This is a genomic window from Flavobacterium gelidilacus DSM 15343 (assembly GCF_000422685.1).
GTDB classification, from domain to species: Bacteria; Bacteroidota; Bacteroidia; order Flavobacteriales; family Flavobacteriaceae; genus Flavobacterium; species Flavobacterium gelidilacus.
The window spans coordinates 157,021-182,316 of the sequence record NZ_KE383905.1 but is presented as its reverse complement, the minus strand read 5'-3'; the positions used below and the strand labels follow the sequence as shown (position 1 = coordinate 182,316).

The 25,296-nt window shown below is 29.4% G+C and carries 20 protein-coding genes; 11 read left to right on the top strand and 9 right to left on the bottom strand.

Going from position 1 to position 25,296, the window contains the following annotated elements; genetic code table 11:
• The 9 genes from G507_RS0115425 to xrtF all read right to left on the bottom strand — a co-directional run bounded on the left by G507_RS0115425 (position 1) and on the right by xrtF (position 9,433).
• Positions 1-2,490 carry a YbcC family protein gene (locus G507_RS0115425; RefSeq protein WP_026718342.1) on the bottom strand — a complete coding sequence of 830 codons (2,490 nt, stop codon included), beginning with the start codon at positions 2,488-2,490 and terminating at the stop codon, positions 1-3.
• A 73-nt stretch (positions 2,491-2,563) separates the two neighbouring features.
• Entirely contained in the window at positions 2,564-2,884 is a 321-nt protein-coding gene (locus G507_RS0115420; protein ID WP_211218988.1) for a hypothetical protein, read from the bottom strand.
• 176 nt (positions 2,885-3,060) lie between these two features.
• Positions 3,061-3,411, bottom strand: coding sequence for a heavy-metal-associated domain-containing protein (locus G507_RS0115415; protein WP_026718340.1), 351 nt, complete (start codon positions 3,409-3,411; stop codon positions 3,061-3,063).
• A 72-nt stretch (positions 3,412-3,483) separates the two neighbouring features.
• On the bottom strand, positions 3,484-5,727 hold the full coding sequence (locus G507_RS0115410) for a TonB-dependent receptor (RefSeq protein ID WP_026718339.1): 2,244 nt from the start codon (positions 5,725-5,727) through the stop codon (positions 3,484-3,486).
• Positions 5,728-5,781: 54 nt separating this feature from the next.
• Positions 5,782-6,189, bottom strand: coding sequence for an HYC_CC_PP family protein (locus G507_RS0115405; protein ID WP_026718338.1), 408 nt, complete (start codon positions 6,187-6,189; stop codon positions 5,782-5,784).
• A 45-nt stretch (positions 6,190-6,234) separates the two neighbouring features.
• Complete coding sequence (locus G507_RS0115400; RefSeq protein WP_026718337.1) at positions 6,235-7,590, bottom strand: MBL fold metallo-hydrolase RNA specificity domain-containing protein; 1,356 nt, start codon at positions 7,588-7,590, stop codon at positions 6,235-6,237.
• Positions 7,591-7,593: 3 nt separating this feature from the next.
• Complete coding sequence (locus tag G507_RS0115395) at positions 7,594-8,430, bottom strand: restriction endonuclease (protein WP_026718336.1); 837 nt, start codon at positions 8,428-8,430, stop codon at positions 7,594-7,596.
• A gap of 39 nt (positions 8,431-8,469) precedes the next feature.
• On the bottom strand, positions 8,470-8,901 hold the full coding sequence (locus G507_RS18005) for an exosortase F system-associated membrane protein (protein WP_035666411.1): 432 nt from the start codon (positions 8,899-8,901) through the stop codon (positions 8,470-8,472).
• Complete coding sequence (xrtF, locus tag G507_RS0115385; RefSeq protein WP_026718334.1) at positions 8,891-9,433, bottom strand: exosortase family protein XrtF; 543 nt, start codon at positions 9,431-9,433, stop codon at positions 8,891-8,893. Before xrtF ends, G507_RS18005 begins: the two co-directional genes overlap by 11 nt.
• A 142-nt stretch (positions 9,434-9,575) precedes the next feature.
• Between xrtF and G507_RS0115380 the strand changes: the two genes are divergently transcribed.
• The 11 genes from G507_RS0115380 to G507_RS0115330 all read left to right on the top strand — a co-directional run bounded on the left by G507_RS0115380 (position 9,576) and on the right by G507_RS0115330 (position 25,252).
• The gene (locus tag G507_RS0115380) at positions 9,576-10,031 is read left to right on the top strand and encodes a GAF domain-containing protein (protein WP_026718333.1); all 456 of its coding nucleotides are present in this window, start codon (positions 9,576-9,578) and stop codon (positions 10,029-10,031) included.
• Between the two features lie 113 nt (positions 10,032-10,144).
• Complete coding sequence (gene rpsO / locus G507_RS0115375; protein ID WP_026718332.1) at positions 10,145-10,414, top strand: 30S ribosomal protein S15; 270 nt, start codon at positions 10,145-10,147, stop codon at positions 10,412-10,414.
• A gap of 136 nt (positions 10,415-10,550) precedes the next feature.
• Complete coding sequence (locus G507_RS0115370; protein ID WP_026718331.1) at positions 10,551-12,704, top strand: polyribonucleotide nucleotidyltransferase; 2,154 nt, start codon at positions 10,551-10,553, stop codon at positions 12,702-12,704.
• A 148-nt stretch (positions 12,705-12,852) separates the two neighbouring features.
• On the top strand, positions 12,853-13,566 hold the full coding sequence (locus G507_RS0115365; protein ID WP_026718330.1) for a hypothetical protein: 714 nt from the start codon (positions 12,853-12,855) through the stop codon (positions 13,564-13,566).
• A gap of 14 nt (positions 13,567-13,580) precedes the next feature.
• Complete coding sequence (locus tag G507_RS0115360) at positions 13,581-16,334, top strand: TonB-dependent receptor (protein WP_026718329.1); 2,754 nt, start codon at positions 13,581-13,583, stop codon at positions 16,332-16,334.
• Between the two features lie 3 nt (positions 16,335-16,337).
• Positions 16,338-17,564: a DUF4249 domain-containing protein gene (locus G507_RS17085; RefSeq protein WP_051191746.1), complete on the top strand. Its 1,227-nt coding sequence runs from the start codon at positions 16,338-16,340 to the stop codon at positions 17,562-17,564.
• 10 nt (positions 17,565-17,574) lie between these two features.
• Positions 17,575-18,795, top strand: coding sequence for a DUF4249 domain-containing protein (locus G507_RS0115350; protein WP_026718328.1), 1,221 nt, complete (start codon positions 17,575-17,577; stop codon positions 18,793-18,795).
• Positions 18,796-18,805: 10 nt separating this feature from the next.
• Positions 18,806-19,987: a DUF4249 domain-containing protein gene (locus G507_RS0115345; protein WP_026718327.1), complete on the top strand. Its 1,182-nt coding sequence runs from the start codon at positions 18,806-18,808 to the stop codon at positions 19,985-19,987.
• Positions 19,988-19,997: 10 nt separating this feature from the next.
• Positions 19,998-21,176 (top strand): DUF4249 domain-containing protein, encoded by a 1,179-nt coding sequence (locus tag G507_RS0115340; protein ID WP_026718326.1) that lies wholly within the window; start codon positions 19,998-20,000, stop codon positions 21,174-21,176.
• Between the two features lie 20 nt (positions 21,177-21,196).
• Entirely contained in the window at positions 21,197-22,888 is a 1,692-nt protein-coding gene (locus G507_RS0115335) for a hypothetical protein (protein ID WP_026718325.1), read from the top strand.
• Positions 22,889-23,020: 132 nt separating this feature from the next.
• Positions 23,021-25,252: an APC family permease gene (locus tag G507_RS0115330; protein WP_026718324.1), complete on the top strand. Its 2,232-nt coding sequence runs from the start codon at positions 23,021-23,023 to the stop codon at positions 25,250-25,252.
• The last annotated feature ends 44 nt before the right edge of the window (positions 25,253-25,296 follow it).

Genomic DNA, 25,296 nt, shown 5'->3' with positions numbered 1-25,296 from the left:
TTAATTTAATATTCCAATTGGAAGGTTATCAATAGTAGTTTCAGCTAATTTTAATTCATCTGAAATTGTAATTGTTTCTTGTTGAATTGGATTATATTTTTCGAAATTTCCTTCTTGAAAATGATATAATTCTAAAGTTTCAGGATGCACAACAACTAATTTTACCCATTCGTTTATAAACCATTCATAAGTTGCTGGACTTTTAGTAATAGCATATTTTACTTTTTCAGGAAAATGCTCCACTATAACTAACAATCGAATAGGATCATGCACTTCAATCATCTGACTGGGTAAACCTGGTCGTAAATCACCGTCAATTCCATTTGCAACACCAATTAGTCCCATGACATTATGAGGTAATTTACTTCCTGCACCTAATTTTTGATTGTCAACTCTAGAAAAATAATATTCCAAATTAATTCCACCACCAACTGGAGCAACTGCACCTAAAATGCCTGCTAAATAATCACCTGAAGGATCAATGGTATAATCGTATGAATTCATAAAAGAACGTCTGTCTAAAAACATATGTTTAGATAAACTTCTTCTTCCGACGATACACATGGCGTTAGTAGCATGATTTAATTCTGGACGTGGTTCAAATAAAGAAACCGAACGTCTTTTAATGCTTTCATGTACTTTTTTAAGGGATTGAGTAGAATCTACGGTATCAAACCTACGAGAGCGCTCTTTAGCATTATTATCTAAAGCAGCTTCAAAGACTATTGCATTTTGTTGGTGTAATATATTATTACTTTCTGACAAACTTTCTTCTTGATAAAATGTAATTTCATCTCGAGTTGTGTCGTGTAAAGCAGGTAAAAACTGTGTTTCATTTGGAATCACAATACCTCTTTGTACTAAAATTTTTCTAACTTCTGGATGATTAATCGCAAAACAAGCAACAGTTGCGTTAACCGAACTTGGTCTTCCACAACAAGCACCACAGTCATAACCTGCATAATGTGTATTATTTACACTTGTTGCACCATGACCCACTAAATAAATTATTGAAGCAAAATTTTCGATTAAACCATTACTTTTCAACAAACCTTCTACTCTATTTGCCATTTCTTCCACAGTGAAACCAACTTGCAAGTTGTCGACTCTATCTGCACTATCTTTATTTTCAATATGCAGTTTAGATTTCTTATTTAAATGCTTAAAGGATGAACTTGTAGCAGGTGTCATTCTTGGCTGAAAAATATTTAAAAATAGTTTTACAGCTGCTGAAAAACCTAACGTTTGCGAAATAATCCATCCAAAAAATAATGAATGTGAACGTTTGTGGTAATGAAAATCTTTAGCGTGTTTTTTCTTTCTTGGTTGTTCTTTTACCAAAAAAGCAGGAGTCATTGGTGCTGGACAAAGTTTTGTGAAAAACTTGCCATCAACCGGTTGATAATAGAATTCGAAATTAAAAAAAGCAGCCGTTCCAAATGTTATAGCATTTTTATCTAAATGTTCGATATGTCTTCTAAAAGAACATTCTCGATCATCCATGCAAAAGAAAGCCTGAAAACTTGGTATAACTTTTTCATTGGATGGTTTATGATGCTTAACAGTTGCTAACACTTGATCATATAAAGACCATTCAAAAGCCTGTTGCCATAACGATAAAACTTCAAAATGTTCATCAACCTCAACTGATCTAAATAAATCTTGAGGTTCTGATTGAATTCTACTAGCTAATGGTGCCCAATTTTCATTAAACTTCTGATCTAATGTATCAATTTCAAGAAGTAATTCGAAAATTATAAGTTCTTCTAAAGTGATTGATTTTTTATCTAAAAGTGAAGTTGGATTACTTTCTAAAGTCGCCACCATTCCACTCCAACCAGGATGCGAAAACTGTTGATCAAAAATATAGGTTTCATAAAAACGTTCATCACCAACTACAATTTTTAATAAATCTGTAATTGTAGCTTTCTCTTCTAGTAATCTCTTAGCACGTTTTGTGCTGAAAAATCCCGAAAAACTAGTACGTTCTAATTCACGAATTGAGGATAAAAATCCTTTGTCATGAATAGGAAAAGACCACATGGCAATTCCTTGGTCTAAATAACTACAAAGCACTCTAAACAAAGTACTATGTGTAGATTTATCTAAATTTATGGCATATTGTGATTTCCAATGCGAACGTAAACTTCCAATTCTTGAACTTATAGATTCATCATACTCTTTTTTAAGTATTTTATCTAACCATAATGAAACATTTTCGTTTCCTTTATTTTTAGTTATAACTTGATTTAAAACAGAAGCACTAATTTCTTTTTTGTGAAATCTATTTCTAAAATCTCCAACAGACAAATAGGTTTTATAGCCAAATATTTTCGAAGATTCTTGCAATGCATCAAAAAAATTTCTGTCTTGAAAAGCATGCAATGTATTGTGATGTACGAAATCTTTCAACGGATTTTGCGCTGGTAAATAGTGTTTTAAGTGATGGAGAACATGTTGTTCGTCAAAACTTGAATGGGAATTATTCATTTTAAAATGAAAAAAAGGTTAATACATAAGTGATTCATTTGTAGTACTTACAAACGAAGTAAAAAAATATGTATTAAATAAAATGCAGTTTCCAATTGCAAAACAAATCATACAAAGGAAGTTTCTGATTTGTTTTATGGGAATTACTGGCGATTGAATTTATTCCAAAACCATGTTTTAATTCAAGAAAATTATCTTGAAAAGAATAATCATGACAAAAGTTTAATTCGATTTCAAACTCAGTTTTTTCTGACTCATTATACACCAAATCTTTGTCTTCTATATTTGAAGAAGTGAATATTGGAGATTGTTTATGATCAAAATTAGAAACTATAGTTTTAGTCTCTGATATAAAAGAATTTTGATTTTGAGCTATAGAATACCATACAAGCATTAATGCTAACATTGGTAATATAAAAACTAGCTTTTTAAAACTGCATTTAATTATATTCACTATTCCTTTTAAATAAGAATCAAATGTATAACAAAAAACCAGTATGGAAATTAATATTGACTTAATTTTATTAAAAAAGTCCCAAATCTACATTTGGGACTTTTTTAATACTTCATTTATAATCTTTCGTACTGACAACAACTGTGCATTTCGTCATAAACTTTATCAGAAGCCCTGACTAAGTCTGTATCGTGACCAACATTTGCAATAGCTTTTGCAACATCTTCTTTTGTGCATTTATTTTCATCGATAATTACATGAACGTCTTGACAATCCACATGCCATTCTGCACTCTTAACTCCTTTTACAGAAAAAGCTGCTTTTTCGATACGTTTTTCACACATTTCACAATTACCTAAAGCTTTTATGATTACTTCTTTGTTTTTGCTTTTCTTAACGACTTTATCTTGGGCATTCATTGAAAACCCAACAAAAGAAAGCAATAGTACTAAAATTAATTTTTTCATCTTATTATTATTTATTGTTATTATTTTTTTTCTGAAAATCCGAAAATCAAATATCTGAAAATCAAAAAAACTCTATTTTATTTTAAATCGTAAACCTGCATAATACATTTGACCAAAAACAGGTCCATAGATCATACTACTATCAAAATAAGCGCCAAAAGGATCATTTGCTCCAACAATTGCATTATTTTGTTTGTAATTTCCAATATTTTCTCCTCCAACATATAGTTCAAACGTACTAGAAAATGTTCTTGTTATTTGGGCATTTACAACTCCGAAAGCTTCTCCAAATTCACCTAAACGATATTGAGGTAAATTACTTGAAGTATTTGGCAAACGTTGTTTTCCTAACCAATTGTAAGTGGCATCAAATTTCCATTGTTGCCCCTTGTCTAAAATATGAGTTTCATAGGCTAAATTAGCAAAAAATCTGTTTTTAGCTTGTAAGGCTTTTTGAAGATTTCCAACAATATAATCAGTGTTAACATCATAATATTTATAAGCCGTTTTAAAGTTTAAATGCTTTTTTAATTCAATATTAAATTCAGCTTGAAAAGAATTAGCTACACTATTACCTTTTAAATTATAAAACACTACTTGTTGAGGACTAAAATCGACATCTACAACTGCTTGATTTTGAAAATCGGTTCTGTAATAATCTAAAACAACTCCAGAATCTCTTCCAAATAATTTGAAATTTTGGATAAAACTTAATCCATAATTCCATGCAATTTCTGGATTTAAACCATATAATGTTCCTTCAGTATTTAAGATTGAAAAACTCCTGCTTGAAGCAAAAAGTTGTTGATTTTCAGCAAAAATATTGGCTGCTCTTTTTCCTCTACCAATTGAAGTTCTCAAAACAGCATCTTTCCAAGGATTATATCTGATATGCAATCTTGGTGTAACAAACGTTCCTAAACGGTTGTGATTGTCAACACGAATTCCGGCAACAACTTGAAAATTATCTAAATTATCATAATCATACTCAAAAAAAGCTCCTACAGAATTATCAATTCTAGAAAAATCTTGAGCAAAGTTTACAGCAACAAACTCTTTATATTTATCGTAAGTAAAGTTAATTCCAGTGGTGAATTTATTTTTAGTATTTGTAATTATCGAACTGAAAAGCAAATTAGAATAAAGACTTTTTTGATCAATATCATATTGATTTAAACCAAAATAAGATTCTTGAGTATGTGATTGAAAGGAGTTTTGAAAACCAATACTTTGATAAGGCATATCTGGAAAAACATAACCTGTCTTATTTGAAATTTCAAATTTTTCTGTATTGATTTCGCTACCCCAAGCATTTGTAGTTAGTTTATCCGTATCAGGATTAAAAGCAACTTGACCCGCTTGTTTATCATCATTCATATAACGAAGATTTAAGAAACTCACTATACCTGTTTCTGCATCATTATATTGCCAACGGTTTAGGATATTGATTTGTTTTCCGATTGGATTGTCCAAAAAACCATCGTTATTATTGTCATTTTTACCTAATCTAGTATTTCCGTGTAAAAATAAAGTTGTACTTAACTTATCTGAATATTTAGTATTAAAATGAGTGTTTAATTCGTAGCGTTGACTTGCATCAGCGTAAGCATTTACAAAAAAAGGATCATCATTTGATGGTTTTAAAATTTCATAATTAATTTGCCCTGAAATACTTTCATATCCATTAATTACACTTCCTGCACCTTTTGTAATTTGAATGCTTTCAACCCAAGTTCCAGGCACAAAAGATAATCCATATGCTTGTGAAGCTCCACGAACAGATGGAATGTTTTCTTCAGCAATTAAAATATATGGACTTGTTAATCCTAACATCTTAATTTGTTTGTTTCCAGTAACCGCATCAGAATAATTTACATCAATTGATGGGTTTGTTGAAAAGCTTTCAGAAATATTACAACAAGCTGCTTTTAACAACTCTCTTTGCCCCATAGTTTGCACATTGGTTGCTTTAAATAAAGAATGTTCAGTACTTTTTAGAGATTTTGAAAGAACAACTTCATTTAATTCTTCAACTGCTTTTAGTTTAATGGTTAAGAATGAATCATCAATTACTTCAATTTTTTTGGTATTATAACCAATATAGCTAACTACCAAGCTTGTTGTTTCTTGTGATTTTTTTATGGTGAATTCACCGTTTTCATTGGTAACTACACCAATATTTGTATTGAGCCAATAGACATTTGCTCCTAGCAAAGTCACATTATTTTCATCTACTATTTTCCCTTTGATTTCTTCATTTTGAGCTTGAGTAATCGAAGAGACTAACAATAGTAAATACATTATTTTTTTATACATAAATAGTTATTTAACGTTATTTAATCAATTCTAATTTGATAAAAACATTAAATATTATGCATAAAGAACCAACTGGCAATAAAGTTTATAAAGTGGTGGCGCATTGGATTCGCAATAAAAAGCTGGATTTTCAATAGATGAAATCAACAGTGTTTTATCAGCAAATTCAACTGTAGAATTAGTACTTAAGAGAGCGTTACTAGTTTCAAATTTTAAAGATTTTGTTAGAAAATTATCATTCTTTTTTTCAAGTTTGATGATTTTATTGGAACAACAACTATCATGAGAATCCTCAATAGCACAACAGGAAACAACGGGTTCACTACAAGGTTCTTCAAAATTTGAATTCAATGAAACGGAAGCAATCGTATCGTTACAGTAATGTACTGTAAAACTATAACCAATGTTAGCCATAAAGACCACAAAAGCTAGTAGTAAACTGATATGTTTTTTAAATTTCATCCATGCAAAAATAAGTATTCTAATTCAATTTGACGTTAAAACTTTCTAAATTTCAATGATTTGTTCTAAAAGCGGCACAATACAATCAAAACCATAGGTTTCATTAAGCTTAATTCGAAGTTCATCGGCAGCAGCATTTTCACCATGAATTAAAAATACTTTTTGTGGTTTATTTTCTAATTCACTCAGCCAATTAATCAAATCTTTTTGATCACCATGAGCTGACAAACCTTCAACCATTATAATGTTAGCATTTACTGGATAATATTTTCCATAGAATTTAATTTCTTTTGCACCTTCTAGCAATTTTCTTCCTCGAGTTCCTTCAGCTTGATAACCAACCATAAGAACAGTGTTTTTTTCATCTACTATATATCGTTCTAAATAAGAAAGCACTCTTCCACCAGTTATCATGCCACTTGCGGCAATAATGACTTTTGGTTTTTCATTATAAATAGTTTCAATTGTATCTTTGTAAGAAGAAATCATGGTAAACATTTTACACATTTCTTCACATTGATGTGGATTTAGTTTATGCCATTTCGTGTTTTGCAGAAAAACATCGAGAACACTTATTCCCATTGGTGTATCAATAACATAAGGCATATTTGGAATTCGATTTTGCTCTTTTAATTGCCAAAGTAAATACATAATAGTTTGCGCTCGTTCCACAGCAAAACTTGGAATCACAACATTTCCTCCTTTTTGAAAAGTATTGTTTATGATTTGTTCTAATTCAAACATTACGTCATTGTTAGGATGCAACCTGTTTCCATATGTACTTTCCATAAAAACAAAATCGGCTTTTTTAGGTTTTACTGGAGAATAAAGCAAAACATCATCATCTTGACCAATATCGCCTGAAAAAACCAAAATTTTACCATCAATATGCAATTCTATGGAACAAGCTCCAATAATATGGCTTGAATAAAAGAATTTGAAATAAATATCATCTGTCAATTTAACTTCTAAATCTTTGTCTACAATTCTAAAAAACGGAATTACTTTTTCTGCATCTTTAACAGTGTATAAAGGTTTTGCAGGGTTGTGTTTAGAATAATTTTCCTTATTAGCTCTTTCAGCTTCTTCTTCCTGAATCTTTGCACTGTCTAAAAGAATTAATTGAGAAATTTGTTTGGTAGGACTAGTACAAAATATCTTTCCTAGAAAACCATCATTTACTAATTTTGGCAACCAACCACAATGATCTAAATGACCGTGGGTTAACAATACAAAATCAATCGTTGAAGGCAATACCGATAAAGGTTGCCAATTTAATTCGCGCAAAGGTTTTAACCCTTGAAACAAGCCACAATCAATTAAAATTCTGGTTTCATTATGTTCAACCACAAATTTCGAACCTGTTACTGTTCCTGCAGCGCCTAAAAAGTAAATTTTCATCTTTTAATGTTTTAGAATATTACACAATTGATTGGTTTCTTTTAATACATTTTTAATTCGGGTTTGACTTAAACCAATTTTATTCAACCATTCTTTATTAGTTAACAACTCTTTTGCTGTAATAATATTTTGAGTCAATAATTTATCTTTTTCCAAAAGCGTCAAAGTTGTTAATGCCGTAACCGGATAAATATGATAAAAATCAACTTTGTTTTTTAGGCTATTTCCGACAGGATAATTCCAACTTAATAATTCCATATTCGAACAGGTTGCAAATTGAATGGCATCTTCTGTAAATCTATTGTTGGTAACAATCCTACATTTTGATATTTTTGTATTTTGATTAAACAAACTATACTCGTTAACTGCCAAATCATTAAACCTAGATAAAATATACATAGGAACTTTTACATCAGTTTTTGCATCTTGACTACTGTGGAACTTGCATTCTACCATACTAATTTTTTCGTCTTTTCTAAGTAAAACATCAAGTTCATGAGAAACACATTTTCCGTTTAAAGTTAGATTAGTCATGGTTTCAAAACCTTCCATTTGAAAAAGTTTTGCTATAAATTTTTCAAAATAAAATCCAGCTGGACCAAGAGCCATAATTGCGCTTCTTAAATTATATTTTGCTGCATGAACATTGTCTATTTTCTTCAACAATTGAAAAGCCATTTTATAAATTTTCTTTGTTGGAATCCCGTCATACAACTGTTTTTCGATTGTTTCTAGAACACGATTAACATCAGCTTCACAAGCACCTGATTTAAATAAAGATTTTTTGAGTTTATCTTTTTCAAATGTAACAACTTCACCAGAATACTTAGTAACTTTCATGACACCAAATTTTACACTTAAAGGTAGTGAAAAAAAATGTTATTCGGCTTTTTTCTGAAAGTAAAATGCTGGAATTAAAAGCAATAACAAAACAGGCTGAATTAAAAATCGTCGTACATAGAACAATAGCAAATAATCAGGCTTATCTGATCCAAAAACTAAAAATGAAAACACTATTATTAATACACCAAATAATATCAAATACAAAAACGATGCGATTTTGACATGCATTTTATTTTGAAAAAGTAAATAAATGATACTTATGGAAAGTGATGAATTGACAAAATATCTTAAAAAAAGATTCAATAGCAATTTGAAACTCTCAAAATTCGGCAACGATTTATTTTGATAATCTGATTTAAAAAATTGTAAAAAAGGATCATAAAACAACTTATCTTCAAAAAACCTGATGCAAATAATAAAGAATAAAGCAACAAAAATTCCAATATATCTAATGATTTTATTTTGCATATTTAGAGAATTTTGTAACCCAAATTATCCATAAAATAAAAACTACTCCATAAATAAATAAAGGAAACATTGTTCCATGTAAAAATTCTTGATAATCAGGATAATAATAAATAGCCCAAACCAACAAACCAATTCGAATTATATTTAAAACATACACAAGAATAGCTCCAACAATAATATATAATAATGTTTTAATCCGATTAGATGCAAATGCAAATATAAAAGCAGCAAATAATACAATAACACTAACGGCATTGCAACCTTCTATAATTCTGGCCACATATTTTCCATTATAAATTACCTTCATTGAAGATTCGGATTTATTCGGAATCACATAATAATCTTCCTTAAAAAAGTGCATTAAATATGTCGTATGTTCAGAAACCATTTTTGTAATTGAATCTAACTCAAATTTTGAAACATCAAACTGATTTAGAAATTGATTATAAATGAAAGCAAAAACGAAATAGAATAAAACGAACTTTATTAAAAAAGTAAAAAAGGGTTTGTATTGAATAAATATGTTTTTCAAGTTGCTTTTTTTTCAAAAATATACATTTTAATTGAATGTAAATAACTTTTAAAACATTCAATACATTTATAAAATATAGTTAAAATAAAATCAATAAGTTTTTTGATGTGAATTCTATTAAATACTTTTGTAAAAAAAGAAAATGAACTTTGAAGCTTTAAAACCATCTATTGTCGAATTCGTTGAAAACGACTCCTTAACAAAAGATGAAAAATTAAAAAATATTTGCCAATACTTACAAGACAACATATCCTATTATAATTGGGTTGGCTTTTATTTTGCAAATCATGATACTAAAACCTTACATCTTGGACCTTATGTTGGTGCAGAAACAGATCATACTGTAATTCCTTTTGGGAAAGGAATCTGTGGACAAGTAGCTGAATCTAACGCTAATTTTGTAGTACCGGATGTTGCAGCTCAAGATAATTATATAGCTTGTAGTTTTACTGTAAAATCAGAAATTGTTGTTCCATTATTTGTTGACGGAAAAAACATTGGACAAATTGATATTGATTCACATGTAATTGACCCTTTCACAGAAGCAGACGAGCGTTTTTTAGAGTTTGTAAATGAGGAAGTTGCAAAATTATTTTAAAGCAACGAAAATAATTCATAACTCATAATTCATAATTCATAATTATGTTTATCTTTGCACCCGAATTACTACCATATAATTCATACATAATAATCATTTAAAGCAATATTAGCATGTACTTAACTAAAGAAGTAAAAGCAGAAATCTTCGCTAAACACGGAGGAAAAGCAGAAAACACAGGATCTGCAGAAGGACAAATCGCGTTATTCACACACAGAATTTCACATTTAACAGAACACTTGAAAAAAAATCGTCATGATTATAACACAGAGCGTTCACTAGTTCTTTTGGTAGGAAAAAGAAGAAGTCTTCTTGATTACTTAATTAAGAAAGACATTTTGAGATATCGTGAGATTATCAAAGAATTAAACATCAGAAAATAAATTATACTAGGGGCTTTGTGCCCCTTTTATTTTACGTTTTATATTAGAAAAAGTTTGGTTTTTCATTGGGTTTCATACAACTACACACACAACTACAACACAACTTACCCATTGTTTAATTAAGAATTAAAAAATTATGATTCCACAATTATTTGTAGAAACTATCGATTTAGGTGATGGAAGAAACATCACAATCGAAACAGGACGTTTAGCTAAACAAGCTGACGGTTCTGTAGTAATTAGAATTGGAAAAACTGTTATTTTAGGTACAGTTGTTTCTTCTAGAAAAGCAAGCCCAGGCATTGACTTTTTACCTTTAACAGTAGATTATCGCGAGAAATTTGCTGCTGCAGGTCGTTTTCCTGGAGGTTTCTTTAAAAGAGAAGCAAGACCAAGTGATAGCGAAGTATTAACAATGAGATTAGTTGACCGTGTTTTACGTCCACTTTTCCCAGATGATTACCATGCAGAAGTGCAAGTTATGATTCAGTTAATGTCTTACGATGAAGACGTTATGCCAGATGCATTAGCAGGTTTAGCAGCATCAGCAGCTCTTGCTTTATCTGACATTCCTTTTGAAACTTTAATTTCTGAAGCTAGAGTTGGAAGAATTGATGGTAAATTCATCATCAATCCAAGTCGTGCACAATTAGAATTATCAGATATTGATATGATGATTGGAGCTTCTATGGATTCTATCGCAATGGTAGAAGGAGAAATGAAAGAAATTTCAGAAGCTGAAATGCTTGAAGCAATTAAATTTGCTCATGAGCACATCAAAAACCAAATTTCTGCTCAACTACGTTTACAAGCTGCTTTTGGAAAAAAAGAAGTTCGTACATACGAAGGAGAAAGAGAAGACGAAGCTATTTACGCTAAAGTAAAAGAAGCATCTTACGATAAAATTTACGCCATTGCAAGTAAAGGTTCTGCAAAACATGAACGTTCGGTTGCATTTGACGAGGTTAAAGAAGAAGTTAAAGCTTTATTCACAGAAGAAGAATTGGCAGAAAATGGAGATTTAGTTTCTAAATATTTCAAAAAAACCAATAAAGAAGCTGTTCGTAATGTAACTTTAGATTTAGGAACACGTTTAGACGGAAGAAAAACTACAGAAATCAGACCAATTTGGTGTGAAGTAGATTACTTACCTTCTGTTCATGGTTCTGCATTGTTTACACGTGGAGAAACGCAAGCTTTGGCAACTGCAACTTTAGGAACTTCTAGAGAGGCAAACCAAATTGATTCGCCTTCACAACAAGGAGAAGAAAAATTCTATTTACATTATAATTTCCCACCATTTTCAACTGGAGAAGCTCGTCCTTTAAGAGGAACTTCAAGAAGAGAAGTTGGTCACGGAAACTTAGCACAACGTGCTTTAAAAAATATGATTCCTGCTGATTGTCCTTACACAATACGTGTTGTTTCAGAAGTTTTAGAATCTAACGGTTCTTCTTCTATGGCAACAGTTTGTGCTGGAACATTATCATTAATGGATGCTGGAGTTCAAATGATTCGTCCTGTTTCTGGTATTGCAATGGGATTAATTACTGATGGAGATCGTTATGCTGTTTTATCTGATATTTTAGGTGATGAAGATCATTTAGGAGATATGGATTTCAAAGTAACTGGAACTTCAGAAGGAATTACAGCATGTCAAATGGACATCAAAATTGACGGATTAAAATACGAAATCATGGAAGCTGCATTAGCTCAAGCTCGTGACGGACGTTTACATATCTTAGGAAAATTAACGGAAACATTATCTCAACCAAGAGTAGATGTGAAAGCGCATTCTCCAAAAATTATTACAAGAAGAATTCCTAATGCTTTTATTGGAGCATTAATTGGACCTGGTGGAAAAGTGATTCAAGAATTACAAAAAACTACGGGTTGTACAATTGTTATCAATGAAGACCCACTTACGGAAGAAGGAATTGTTGAAATTTTAGGAACTGACCCAGCTGGAATTGCTGCTGTTATGGCGAAGATTGATTCAATCATCTTCAAACCAACAGTTGGAGAAGCTTATGAAGTAAAAGTAATTAAAATGTTAGATTTTGGAGCAGTTGTAGAATATACTGACGCACCAGGAAACGAAGTTTTATTACACGTATCTGAATTAGCTTGGGAAAGAACTGAAAACGTTACTGATGTAGTAAACATGGGTGATGTATTCATGGTAAAATACTTCGGTGTTGATCCAAAAACAAGAAAAGAGAAAGTTTCAAGAAAAGCTTTATTACCTAGACCTCCTAGAGAAGAAAGACCAATTGAGAAAAAAGAATAACAAGCCTCAAGGTTAGTTTTATTATTTAATTCATAAAAAAATCCCGTTTCATTAATTTGAAATGGGATTTTTTTGCGTTTTCGGTAAAATCTTACATTAAATGTTTGTTATGTAAATATTTTTCATACATTTATAAAAAGTTAATTTCATGAAATCTATACAATTAGTCTTATTATTCAGCAGTTTATTTTTAACCTCTTTTTTCGGCTTATTTGCACAAGAAAAAGAAGATTATTTAATAACATATGACAGCATTATAGGCAAAGAAAACTTAGCCATAACAAATGGTTTATTTCATTATAACAATTATAGAGTTAACGACAATAAAGATATTTATTTTATTAATGAAAAATATGTTACTGGCTCATTAAATTACTTAGGGCAAGCATATTATAATTTATCCTTAAAATACGACTCTTACAATGACGAAATAGTTTATAGGTCTTCTGGAAATTCAGAAAAAACAGGAATAAATTTAATAAAATCGAATGTAAATTCTTTTAAAATTCATGGATTAAATTTTGTTAATTTAGATAAGTTAGATAGCGAGAAAAATGACTTTATTAAAGGATTTTATGAAGAAAAAATAAAAAACAACACCTTATCATTTTACATAAAACATTCCAAAAGCAAAAGAGAAGTATTTACAGGTAAAAGTATTTTTGTGGAATTTAGTGATGAAGCTGAGTTTGTTTTACAGAAAGATCAAAAGTTCAACAAAATAAACTCTAAAAAAAGTATTATTAATGTGTTTCCTGATAAAAAGAAAAGCATTAATGAGTATTACAAAAAAAATTCAGAATTAAAAAAGAAAGATAAAACTCTGTTCTTTAATAATTTACTTCAAAATATTAGCCAATAATTTTTATTAAAAATATGAAAAAAATATTAATCCTTTTCTTTTTTGTTCTATCGCAAGTTGTTTTTTCTCAAGTAGAAAAGCCAACTTTCACTGTTGAATTTAAAGATTCTAAAATTTCAGATGTAATTAAATATATTGAATCAGAAACAAAATATAAGTTTTTCTATAACGACGAATGGATTACTGAAAATAACATAATTATATCTAAAAATTATGCAGGTGCTAGTTTAGATGAAATTATAAAAGACACCTTTAGAGAAACAAATTTAAACTTTTTCATAGACAGTAATAAAATCATTCTTACCAAAAACAGCATCATTTATGATAAAATTCCTGAAACAATTACTACTACAACTACAGTAAAAACTGAAACAATTAGCAACAATAATGACCCAGTATTTTATCAACAATATCAAAATAAAAAAAGTAGTTCTATTGTACTGATTGGTAAGGAATCAAAAAATAGTTCCCAAAGTTCGTATGTCTTGTCTGGAATAATAAAAAATGAAAAAACAGGAGAACCAATATCTAATATTGTTGTAAGAACTTCTGACAAATTAAAAAATGCTGTTACTGATGATAATGGAAAATATTCCATTAGCGTACCTGCTGGTTTAAATGAAATAGAAATTGTTTCTTTAAATTATTTAGGCGAATTTAAAAAAGTAATGATGTATAACCATGGAAATTTGAATTTTTCAGTAACCGAAAAAATCAACCAACTTGATGAAATTGTACTGACTGGAAAAGAAAAACAAAACATCAACAGTGTAACTAGTGGTGTTACAACCATTACATCTGAAGAAATCAAAAATGTTCCAATGGTTCTTGGTGAAAGAGACATCTTAAAAGTTGCTACAATAATTCCAGGAATTAAAAGTGTTGGAGAAGGTTCTTCTGGATTTAATGTACGTGGAGGAAAAGAAGATCAGAATTTATTTTTATTAGACGATGCTGTTTTATACAATCCAGCTCACTTTTTTGGTTTTTTCTCATCAATAAATGCATACACTATAAAAAGTGCAGACATTTACAAAGGAAGTATTCCATCTCAATTTGGAGGAAGATTATCTTCTGTATTTGATATTTCGACAAAAAATGGAAATTTAGAAAAACTTACTGGAGAAGGTGGAATTGGCCCAGTAACATCTAACATAACCGTAAGTACACCAGTAGTTAAAAACAAATCTAGCCTTTTAGTTGGTGGAAGAGCAACCTATTCAGGCTGGATATTGCGTTCATTAAAAGATTCTCAACTACAAAACAGCAAAGCTTCTTTTTATGATGGAATTGCAAAATACAATCATATAATAGATGATAAAAACGAACTTGAAACTACTCTTTATTATAGTGATGATGAATTTAGCATATCATCAGATTCAATTTATCATTACAATAATACTTTAGCAACTGTTAAATGGAAGCACAAAGTAAATGATAAAACAAATTTTACGGCAAATCTTTCAAATAGTCAGTACAAATTTGACATTGATTATAATAATGGTTTGTCAAACTCTTTTAAATACGGTTATAAAATTAATGACTCACAATTGCAATTAAAATTCAACACAAACTTAAGTGAAACCCATAAATTTAATTACGGAATTTCAACCAAACATTACAAGTTAGATCCAGGAGAAATTAGACCCTTAGGAGATCAGTCTTTAATAATAGCTAAAAGAGTAGATAGAGAAAAAGCATTAGAATCTGGCATTTTTATTAATGATCAAATTAAAGTTAATGACCGATTTACTGTTAATGTTGGAGCAAGATATTCTTATTTTGTATCTTTAGGTGAATCTAGTCAAAATGTTTATGAAAATGGCCTTCCAATTAGTGAAGCTACAATTGTAGAAACAAAGACATATAAAAACAATGAAACCATAAAAACTTATGGTGGATTTGAGCCACGTATTTCTGCTCGCTTCAAACTTACAGAAGACATGTCTATTAAAGGTGGTTATGACAAAACATACCAATATTTACATCTTTTATCTAGCAACACAACACAATCTCCTTTAGACACTTGGAAAACCTCTGATTTAAATGTAAAACCACAATCAGCATCTCAATATTCACTAGGATTTTATAAAAATTTTAAAGACAATATATATGAAGTAAGTGTTGAAGGGTATTATAAAAAACTAAACAATATTCTAGATTACAAAGTTGGTGCAGAATTAGTATTAAACACAAATGTAGAAACAGAATTATTACAAGGAAAAGGAAAGGCTTATGGTGTAGAGTTTTTGCTTAAAAAACAATCTGGAAGGCTAAACGGATGGATTGGTTATACGTATTCTAGAACTTTTATAAAACTAGACGGACAATTTAATGAGCAAAAAGTAAACAATGGTGAATATTTTGCTGCTAATTATGACAAACCTCATGATTTTAGTGCCATTTTAAACTATAGATTTACTAAACGTTATAGTTTTTCTGCTAATTTTATTTATCAAACAGGTAGACCAATTACATATCCTGTTGGAACATACCAATATGGAAACGCAAATTATACTTTGTATAGTGATAGAAATAAATTTAGAATTCCAGATTATTATAGAATGGATATTGGTTTAAATATTGAAGGAAATCATAAATTAAAAAAATTAGCCCATAGTTTTTGGAACATATCTATTTATAATGTTTTAGGAAGGAACAATCCGTATTCTGTCTTTTTTGTAACGGATGAAGGAAAAATCAAAGCATACAAAACATCTATATTCGCAATTCCAATTCCAACTATTACTTATAATTTTAAATTTTAAGAAATGAAGAAATTTGTAGCTTACATAACATTAGGTCTTTTTACAATTTTTATAAGTTGTACAGAACCTTATGCCATTCAAAATAATACTTTTGAGGATGTATTAGTTATAGAAGCTACTGTTACAAACGAATTAAAAAAACAAGAAATAAAAATTACTCGAACTTTTCAATTAGAAGAAAAAGATCCAATTTTTGAAACTAATGCAACGGTCTATATTACAGACGATTTAGGAAATCAATTTAATTTTGAAGAAGAAGACGGAAAATATATTTCTGAATTTGAATTTCATGCAATTCCAAGTAGACAATATCAATTATTTGTAAATACGAGTAATGGAAAAGAATATACATCGACTAGAGAAAAATTAACCACTGAATCTAATCCAATTAGTATAGCTGCAAATTTAAAAACACAATTTGGTGTAGATGGTGTTGAAATAACTGTAAATTCATTTGACCCAACACACAGCTCAAATTATTATAGATTTACTTATGAAGAAACCTATAAAATAGTAACCCCATATTGGACAACCGATCAATTAAATTTATATTACAACACAATGACTTATAATGTAACTGATTGGATAACACAAAAGAGTTTTGATAGTTCCGTTTGCTATAATACTGAATATTCTAAAGAGATAATTCAAGAAAACACATCAGGTATTTCTGAAGACAAAATCACAAACAAACCCATTAGATTTATTCCTAAAAACAACTCTATTATAGCTTATCGATATAGTATTTTAGTAAAACAATACATTCAAAGTTTAGAGGCTTACACTTTTTACAAAAAATTAAATGACTTGTCTAGCACAAATAGTACGTTATCTCCAGTTCAAACTGGTTATATTAATGGCAACATCAAAAACACAGCTATTAACTCAGAAAGAGTAATGGGCTTCTTTGAAGTTTCAAATGTATCTAGTAAAAGAATATTTTTTAACTATAATGACTTCTTTGAAGGAGAATCTGAACAAAATTATCCTTTTGAATGTCCAACTACTTTATATTATAAATTTTATTCAATAACAAATTGCGAACCAGACCCTCCTGAAAAAGTTACACACCCTTATTGTGAATTTGGAAAATATAAGCTATACAAAGATTATCAGTATAACTCAGTAATATTTTATACCTTTTTAGAAGGGTATTATTACACAACCCGTCCCATTTGCGGAGAATGCAATAGATTGTGGTCAACAGAAGTACCAACTTTCTGGGAGTAAAACATAAATTATGAAAAAAACACTATATATACTAGTCATCTTAGTTACAACTTTAAGTTGTACAGAACCTTATGCCATTCAAAATAATACTTTTGAAGATGTATTAGTTATTGAAGCAACGGTAACAAACGAACTTAAAAAACAAGAAATAAAAATTACTCGAACTTTTCAATTAGAAGAAAAAGAGCCAACTTTTGAAACTAACGCAACAGTTTATATTACAGACGATTTAGGAAATCAATATAATTTTGAAGAAGAAAACGGAAAATATATTTCTGAATTCGAATTTCAGGCTTTTCCAGAAAGACAATACCAACTTTTTGTTAATACAAGTAATGGTAAACAATATAATTCAACACGAGAAAAACTTACTACTCATTCTCCAATAACAGAAATAAATGCTAATCGAGTAAACTTATTTGGAGTTGAAGGAATTGAAATAACAACTAATTCTTTTGACCCTACAAAAACGTCAAATTATTATCGTTTTGAATATGAAGAAACCTATAAGATTGTTACTCCATATTGGACATCTGATAGTTTAAATTTTAATTATAACACAACTACATTTGATGTTGCTATTACTACTACAACAAAAAGCTATGATAGTTCTATTTGTTATAACACAGTAAATTCTAATGAAATTCTCCTTAAAAACAATACAGCAGTTTCTGAAGATAGAATTGAAAATTTTCCGGTCCGATTCATTCCTCAAAAAAACACAATAATTGCCTATCGCTACAGTATATTGGTTAAACAATATATTCAAAACTTAGAAGCCTATACTTTTTATAAAACATTAAAAGATTTTTCTGGAACAAATAGTGTCTTATCACCAAATCAACCCGGATTTATAAATGGTAATATTAAAAATAGTGACAACAATGCTGAAAGAGTAATTGGTTTTTTTGATATCTCTACTATTTCAAGCAAAAGATTATTTTTTAATTATAATGATTTCTTTGATGGAGAAGCAGAACCAAATTATCCCTTTGACTGTCCAATTGAACAGTATTATGCTTTTTATCCAGTTGTAGACTGCGAAAAAACACCTCCTCCAAAAACTACACCACCATATTGCAGATGGGGAAAATATGCTTTATTTAAACATTATCAGTATAATTTACAAATTTATTTTGAATTTTTAGACGGCAATTATTTAACAACAAGACCAATTTGCGGAGAATGCAATAGATTATGGTCAACAGAAGTCCCTCCTTTTTGGGAATAAAATTTAAATTATGAAAAAAATAGTATTACTATTACTAGTTATTACAGCTGTAAGTTGCACAGAACCTTATGCCCTTCAAACAAATACATTTGAGGATGTAATTGTTATTGAAGCAACTATTACTAACGAACTAAAAAAACAAGAAATAAAAATAAGCAGAACCTTTCAATTAGAAGAAAAGGAACCTCAACTTGAAACAAATGCAACTGTTTACATTACTGATGATTTAGGAAATCAATACAACTTTAATGAAACAAACGGAAAATATATTTCTGAATTTGAATTTCAAGCAATTTCTGAAAGGCAATACCAACTTTTCGTAAAAACAAGTAATGGTAAACAATACATCTCAACTAGAGAAAAACTTACAACAATAAACAACTTAAGTTCAGTTGAGGCTACTGTTAAGAATAAGTTTGGCGTTAATGGTGTTGACATAACAGCCAATAGTTATGATCCAACTGGGACTTCTAAATACTATAGATATGAATATGAAGAAACTTATAAAATTATCGTTCCATATTGGTCTGCAGATAGTTTGAAAGTCATTCAAACCTTTTCTGGGAATACTTTTGCTCAAACGCTAAGAAATGGTGAATCTAAAACATGTTTCAAAACTGAATTGTCTAATGAAATAACACTAGTAAACACAACTCTTTTAGCTGAGGACAAAATAGAAGATTACTCCATTCGATTTATTAATCAAGAAAACTATAGTATCGCAAACAGATATAGCATACTAGTGAGACAGTATGTTCAAAATTTATCATCTTATACTTTTTATAATACTTTAAAAAAGATTTCAGCTTCAGGAAATGTTTTATCACCCAGTCAGCCGGGTTTCGTTAATGGAAATATTATAGAGAACGGAAACCCTAATGAAAAAATTATTGGCTTTTTCGATGTTTCTTCTGTTTCTGAAAAAAGAATATTTTTTAATTATGAAGACCTTTTTCCTGGAGAACCAAAGCCAAATTACCCATATGATTGTGAAGTCCTAACATATGACAAAACAAAGCTTGGAACAGTTTCTGAAACCCCAATTGATGGATATAAATACCTCCTATTATTAACACAAAGTGGACAAATCATACTTTATCAAAATGAAGACCCTATATTCAAGATGGTTTTACCTGAATGCGGTGATTGCAGAACTTTAGGCTCTAATGTAGTTCCAAGTTTTTGGCAATAAAATTTAAATTATGAAAAAAATAGTGTTTTTATTTTTCTTTATGATTGCGACAATTAGTTGTACAGAACCTTATGCCCTGCAGACAAACACGTTTGAAGACGTTATTGTTATTGAAGCAACTATTACAAATGAACTAAAAAAACAAGAAATAAAAATCACTAGAACATTTCAATATGAAGAGAGAGAACCGAGCATTGAAACTAACGCGACTGTTTATGTAATTGACGATTTAGGCAATCAATTCAATTTTACAGAAACTAATGGAAAATACATATCAGAATTTGATTTTCAAGCTTTTTCTGATAGAGAATATCAACTTTTCATAATTACTAGCAATGGAAAACAATATACTTCAACAAGAGAAAAACTTACAACAGTTAATAATTTAACTTCAATAGAAGCAACTGTTAAAAACAAATTTGGAGTAAATGGTGTAGACATTACGGCTAATAGTTTTGACCCAACTAATTCATCAAAATATTACAGATATGAATATGAAGAAACATATCGTTTTTCAGTTCCATATTGGGCATCAGATAGTTTAATTATTAATACAGATCCAGAAGTACCGTTAGAGTTCTTTAAAGCGTCAAGAAGTAGTCCCTCTAAAACTTGTTTTAAAACCGATAAGTCGACTGAAATAATATTAGAAAACACAACTGTTTATGGAGAAGATATAGTCAATGATTTTTCTGTACGATTCATAAGTCAAGATAATTTTATAATTGCGGATAGATATAGTATTTTAATTAAACAATATGTTCAAAATTTAGCTTCTCATACTTTTTACAATACATTAAAAAAAACATCGTCAAGTGGTAGTGTATTAACACCAACTCAGCCAGGATTTTTTAGTGGGAATATCTCTTCTATCGAAAACAAAAATGAAAAAGTAATTGGTTTTTTTGATGTTTCAACAATATCTGAAAAAAGAATATTTTTTAACTTTGATGATCTGTTTCCTGGAGCAAAAAAACCGGACTATTTTATTGATTGTGAGAGTATATTGTTTGACACAAGTCCAACTAATATTGCATGGAATAATTTGGATAGAATGAAGGATAGAATGTCACCAAATAAGATAATAATATTGTACATAGACGACGACCCTCTTTATTACATGGTAAAACCAGAATGTGGAGATTGTAGAGAAGTTGGTTCAAATGTAGCACCTGCTTTTTGGCAATAAAAAAAATAAAAAAAATATAAATGAAAAAAATAATTCTTCTTGCTTTACTTTCTATTTGTTCTGTAAATAGCTGGACACAAACGAACATAAACTCAAAAGATGCAAATACTTTTGATTCTTCGGTAAATGAATCAATTTATTTACATATAAACAATCCAACTATACTTGTTGGTGAATCAATATTTTACAAGCTATACTGTTTAAATTCTATTAATCATACTTATAGTACAATAAGCAAAATTGCCTACGTAGAAATTTTTGACGCTACCGGAACTAGTATTTCTAAACAAAAACTTCTTTTAAAAGATGGTGTTGCCCAAGGTGATATTTTCATTGCAACTTCTGCAAATTCTGGAGCATACAAACTAATTGCATACACAAATTGGATGATGAATTTTTCAAAATCTAATATGTTTGAAACTGATATTACTATCATAAATCCATTTCAAAGTAAGATTTTAATTCCTCAATTTAGCACTACTCCATTAGTTAAAAACGAAAACAATCTTCAAATCAATTTAAATAAGAAAAATTATAACTTAAGAGAAGAAGTAAAATTATCCGTAACTTCTAAAATCAACAAAGGAGATTACTCCATATCAGTTAGAAAAGTAAATGATTCTACTGAAAAGACGACAATTAGTTCTGTAAAATTTTTGTCTACTATAAAAGATACTAAAAGTTTAAATCTAAATGTTAATTCATTACCAGAAGTAAGAGGTGAAGTAATTTCTGGAAAAATAACTTCGGTTGATGCTAATAATACCATTGAAAACAAAACCATCTCATTATCAATTCCTGGAAAATCATTTGAATTCAAACTAACAAACACAAATAATAAGGGAGAATTTATATTTATTTTAGATGAATTACCCAACAGAGCAAAAGTTATACTTCAAGTTGTTGATGACAGTAGAAAAAATTATACTATTGAAGTAACAAATCAAGTAATAGATTATTCAAAATTCCAATTCCAGCCAACGCAAGAAGCTTCAAGTGAATTAAAAAAAACAATTGAAAAACGTTCAATAGCGAATCAAATTGAAAATGCTTACTTTTCTATAAAAAAAGACACAATAAAAGACGAACCAAGTAACAAGCCTTTTTATTTTCCGCTTGAAAAAACAATTTCATTAGATGATTATACTAGATTTTCTAGTCTAAAAGAAACAATTGTAGAAATACTTCCTAATACATTTTATAAAGAAAAAGATGGAATCTACACCATAAACTTGAGAGATAAATTATCAAATGGTGTTGATAGTGGATATACTTTAATTTTAGTTGATGGTTTATTAATACAAGATGTAAAAGAGCTTTTTGAATATAACACAAAAAACATCGACAAGGTAGATTACATCACTGAAAAATACGTTTATGGCTCAAAGATTTATAATGGTCTTATTAATTTTATAACCAAAGAATTTGACTATGACTTAAAAGAAACTGGAGATTTTATTTTAAAAACCGAAATACAAAGACCTTTAATTACAAAATACTATTACAAACAAAATTATTCAGATGTTTCAAAATTTGAAAGAGTTCCAGATTATAGATATCAATTACTTTGGAATCCAAGTATAGATTTGGAAAATGACAAAGAAATATCTTTTTTTACTTCTGATATAAAAGGAACGTTTGAAGTAAATATTGAAGGTTTTTCAGAAAATGGCAAACCAGTTTCTAGTTTAGAATATTTTGAAGTAAAATAAAAACTTCTTCATTAATAGAAAAGGTCAATTTCAAATAAAAGAAATTGACCTTTTTATTTTTATTTTAATTACTTTTATCAAAATTGTTACTTTCGATCAAAATCTTATACTTCACAGAACATAAATTATACTATGCAAAAAAACCTACAAAACTTAAAAGCCAATTTTGGAACTTTACCCGTTTTTTTAACAGCTATTTCTACAATACTTGGAGCAGTTATGTTCTTACGTTTTGGTTATGCCGTTGGAGAAGTTGGATTTGCAGGTACTCTGTTAATTATATTTGTTGCTCACATGGTAACTATACCAACAGCCATGGCTTTGGCAGAAATTGCCACCAACCAAAAAGTTGAAGGTGGTGGTGAATATTTTATTATCTCACGTTCATTTGGTGTAAACATTGGAGCTTCTATCGGTATTGCATTATACCTTTCTCAAGCTATTAGTGTAGCCTTCTACATCATTGCATTTGCCGAATCTTTTGAAGCAATTAAGCCTTGGGTAGAATCTGAATTTGGATATACAATTTATGATAATAGATTATTTAGTGTTCCTGCTTTATTATTATTAATCGGTCTTATGGTTACAAAAGGTGCTGATTTAGGTATGAAAGCATTATATGTTGTTGTAGCTATATTATTTGTTTCATTAGTAATGTTCTTTTTCGGAACTACAGATTACTCAACCACATTCGACAGTTCGTTATTATTCAAAAATGTAGATTCAAAAGTTGGAATATTTGCTGTTTTTGCTATTATATTTCCAGCTTTTACAGGTATGACAGCTGGTGTAGGTTTATCCGGAGATTTAAAAGACCCAAAAAAATCTATTCCAATGGGTACTTTAGCAGCAACTATTATTGGAATGGTAATTTATGTTTTTATCGCTTTAAAACTTTCTTACTCTGCTTCACCAGACGATTTAATCAACGACCAATTAGTAATGAGTAAAATTGCTTATTGGGGACCAATTATTCCTTTAGGATTAGCTGCAGCAACGATTTCGTCTGCACTAGGATCATTCATGGTTGCTCCAAGAACTTTACAAGCTATTGGTAGCGATGATGTTTTTCCAAGAGATTCTGTAAACAAATGGGTTGCCAAAGGAACACCAAATAAGAACGAACCAAGAAACGCTACAATTCTAACCAGTGTAATTGCATTGATTTTTGTTATGATGGGTGATGTAAATGCCGTTGCCGAAGTAATTTCGATGTTTTTTATGGTAACATACGGTTCTTTATGCTTAATATCATTTATGCAACATTTTGCAGCGGATCCAGCTTATCGTCCTTCGTTTAAATCGAAATGGTACTTGTCTTTAATGGGTGCGATTTTGTGTGTATACTTAATGTTTAAAATCAATACGGTTTATGCTATTGCCTCTATTTTATTGATGGTTGGAATTTACTTCTACATCACACACAAAAATGAATCAAAAAAAGGAATGGCTAATATATTTCAAGGAGTAATTCATCAATTTAGTAGAAACTTGCAAGTATTTCTTCAAAAAACGGACAAAGAAAAATCTGATGATTATTGGCGTCCAGGTGTTTTATGTTTATCTAAAGATTCTTTTGAACGATTGACAGCCTTTGAAATGATGAAATGGATTTCTGACCGATATGGTTTTGGAACTTATATTCATTATGAAAAAGATTATTTTTCTAAACATTCTAAAGAAGTGGCTGATGAAAAATTAGAAAAACTAATTAAAATAGCGAACAATACTAATTCAAATGTATTTTTAGAAACAATAATTTCTCCTTCTAATACAAATGCAATTGTTCAAGCTATTCAACAACCGGGAATTTCTGGACATTCAAACAATATGATGATGTTCGAATTTAAAAAAGGAACAACGGAATGGTTAGAAGATGTAATTGACAACTATAAACTTATACAAAGTGCAAATTATGATTTATGCATTTTGGCTAGTTCTGATAAAGGATTTGGGTATAAAAACGAGATTCATGTTTGGATTAAGAAAGAAGATTACGAAAATGCCAATTTAATGATTCTTCTTTCTTACATAATTTTAGGCCACAAAGACTGGAAAGGTGCTGAAATTAAAATATTCGCAGCCGTAAACAAAGAAAATATTGACGAAGAAAAAGCAAATTTAATAGAATTAACATCTTCTGGAAGATTGCCAATTTCTTCTAAAAACATAATTGTTATTCCAATTGACGAAACAGTAGACAAAATTGAATTAATAAATGAAACTTCAAAATATGCTGATTTGACTATTTTAGGTTTTCACGAAAGTTCTATCAAATCAAAAGGAATTGAAGCTTTTAATTTATACGATAAACTTGGAACTATTTTATTTGTCAATACTTTAAAAGGAAAACAGATTAAATAATAAATCAGTTAGTATTGAATTGAAATAAAAAAAGCCTCATTCGT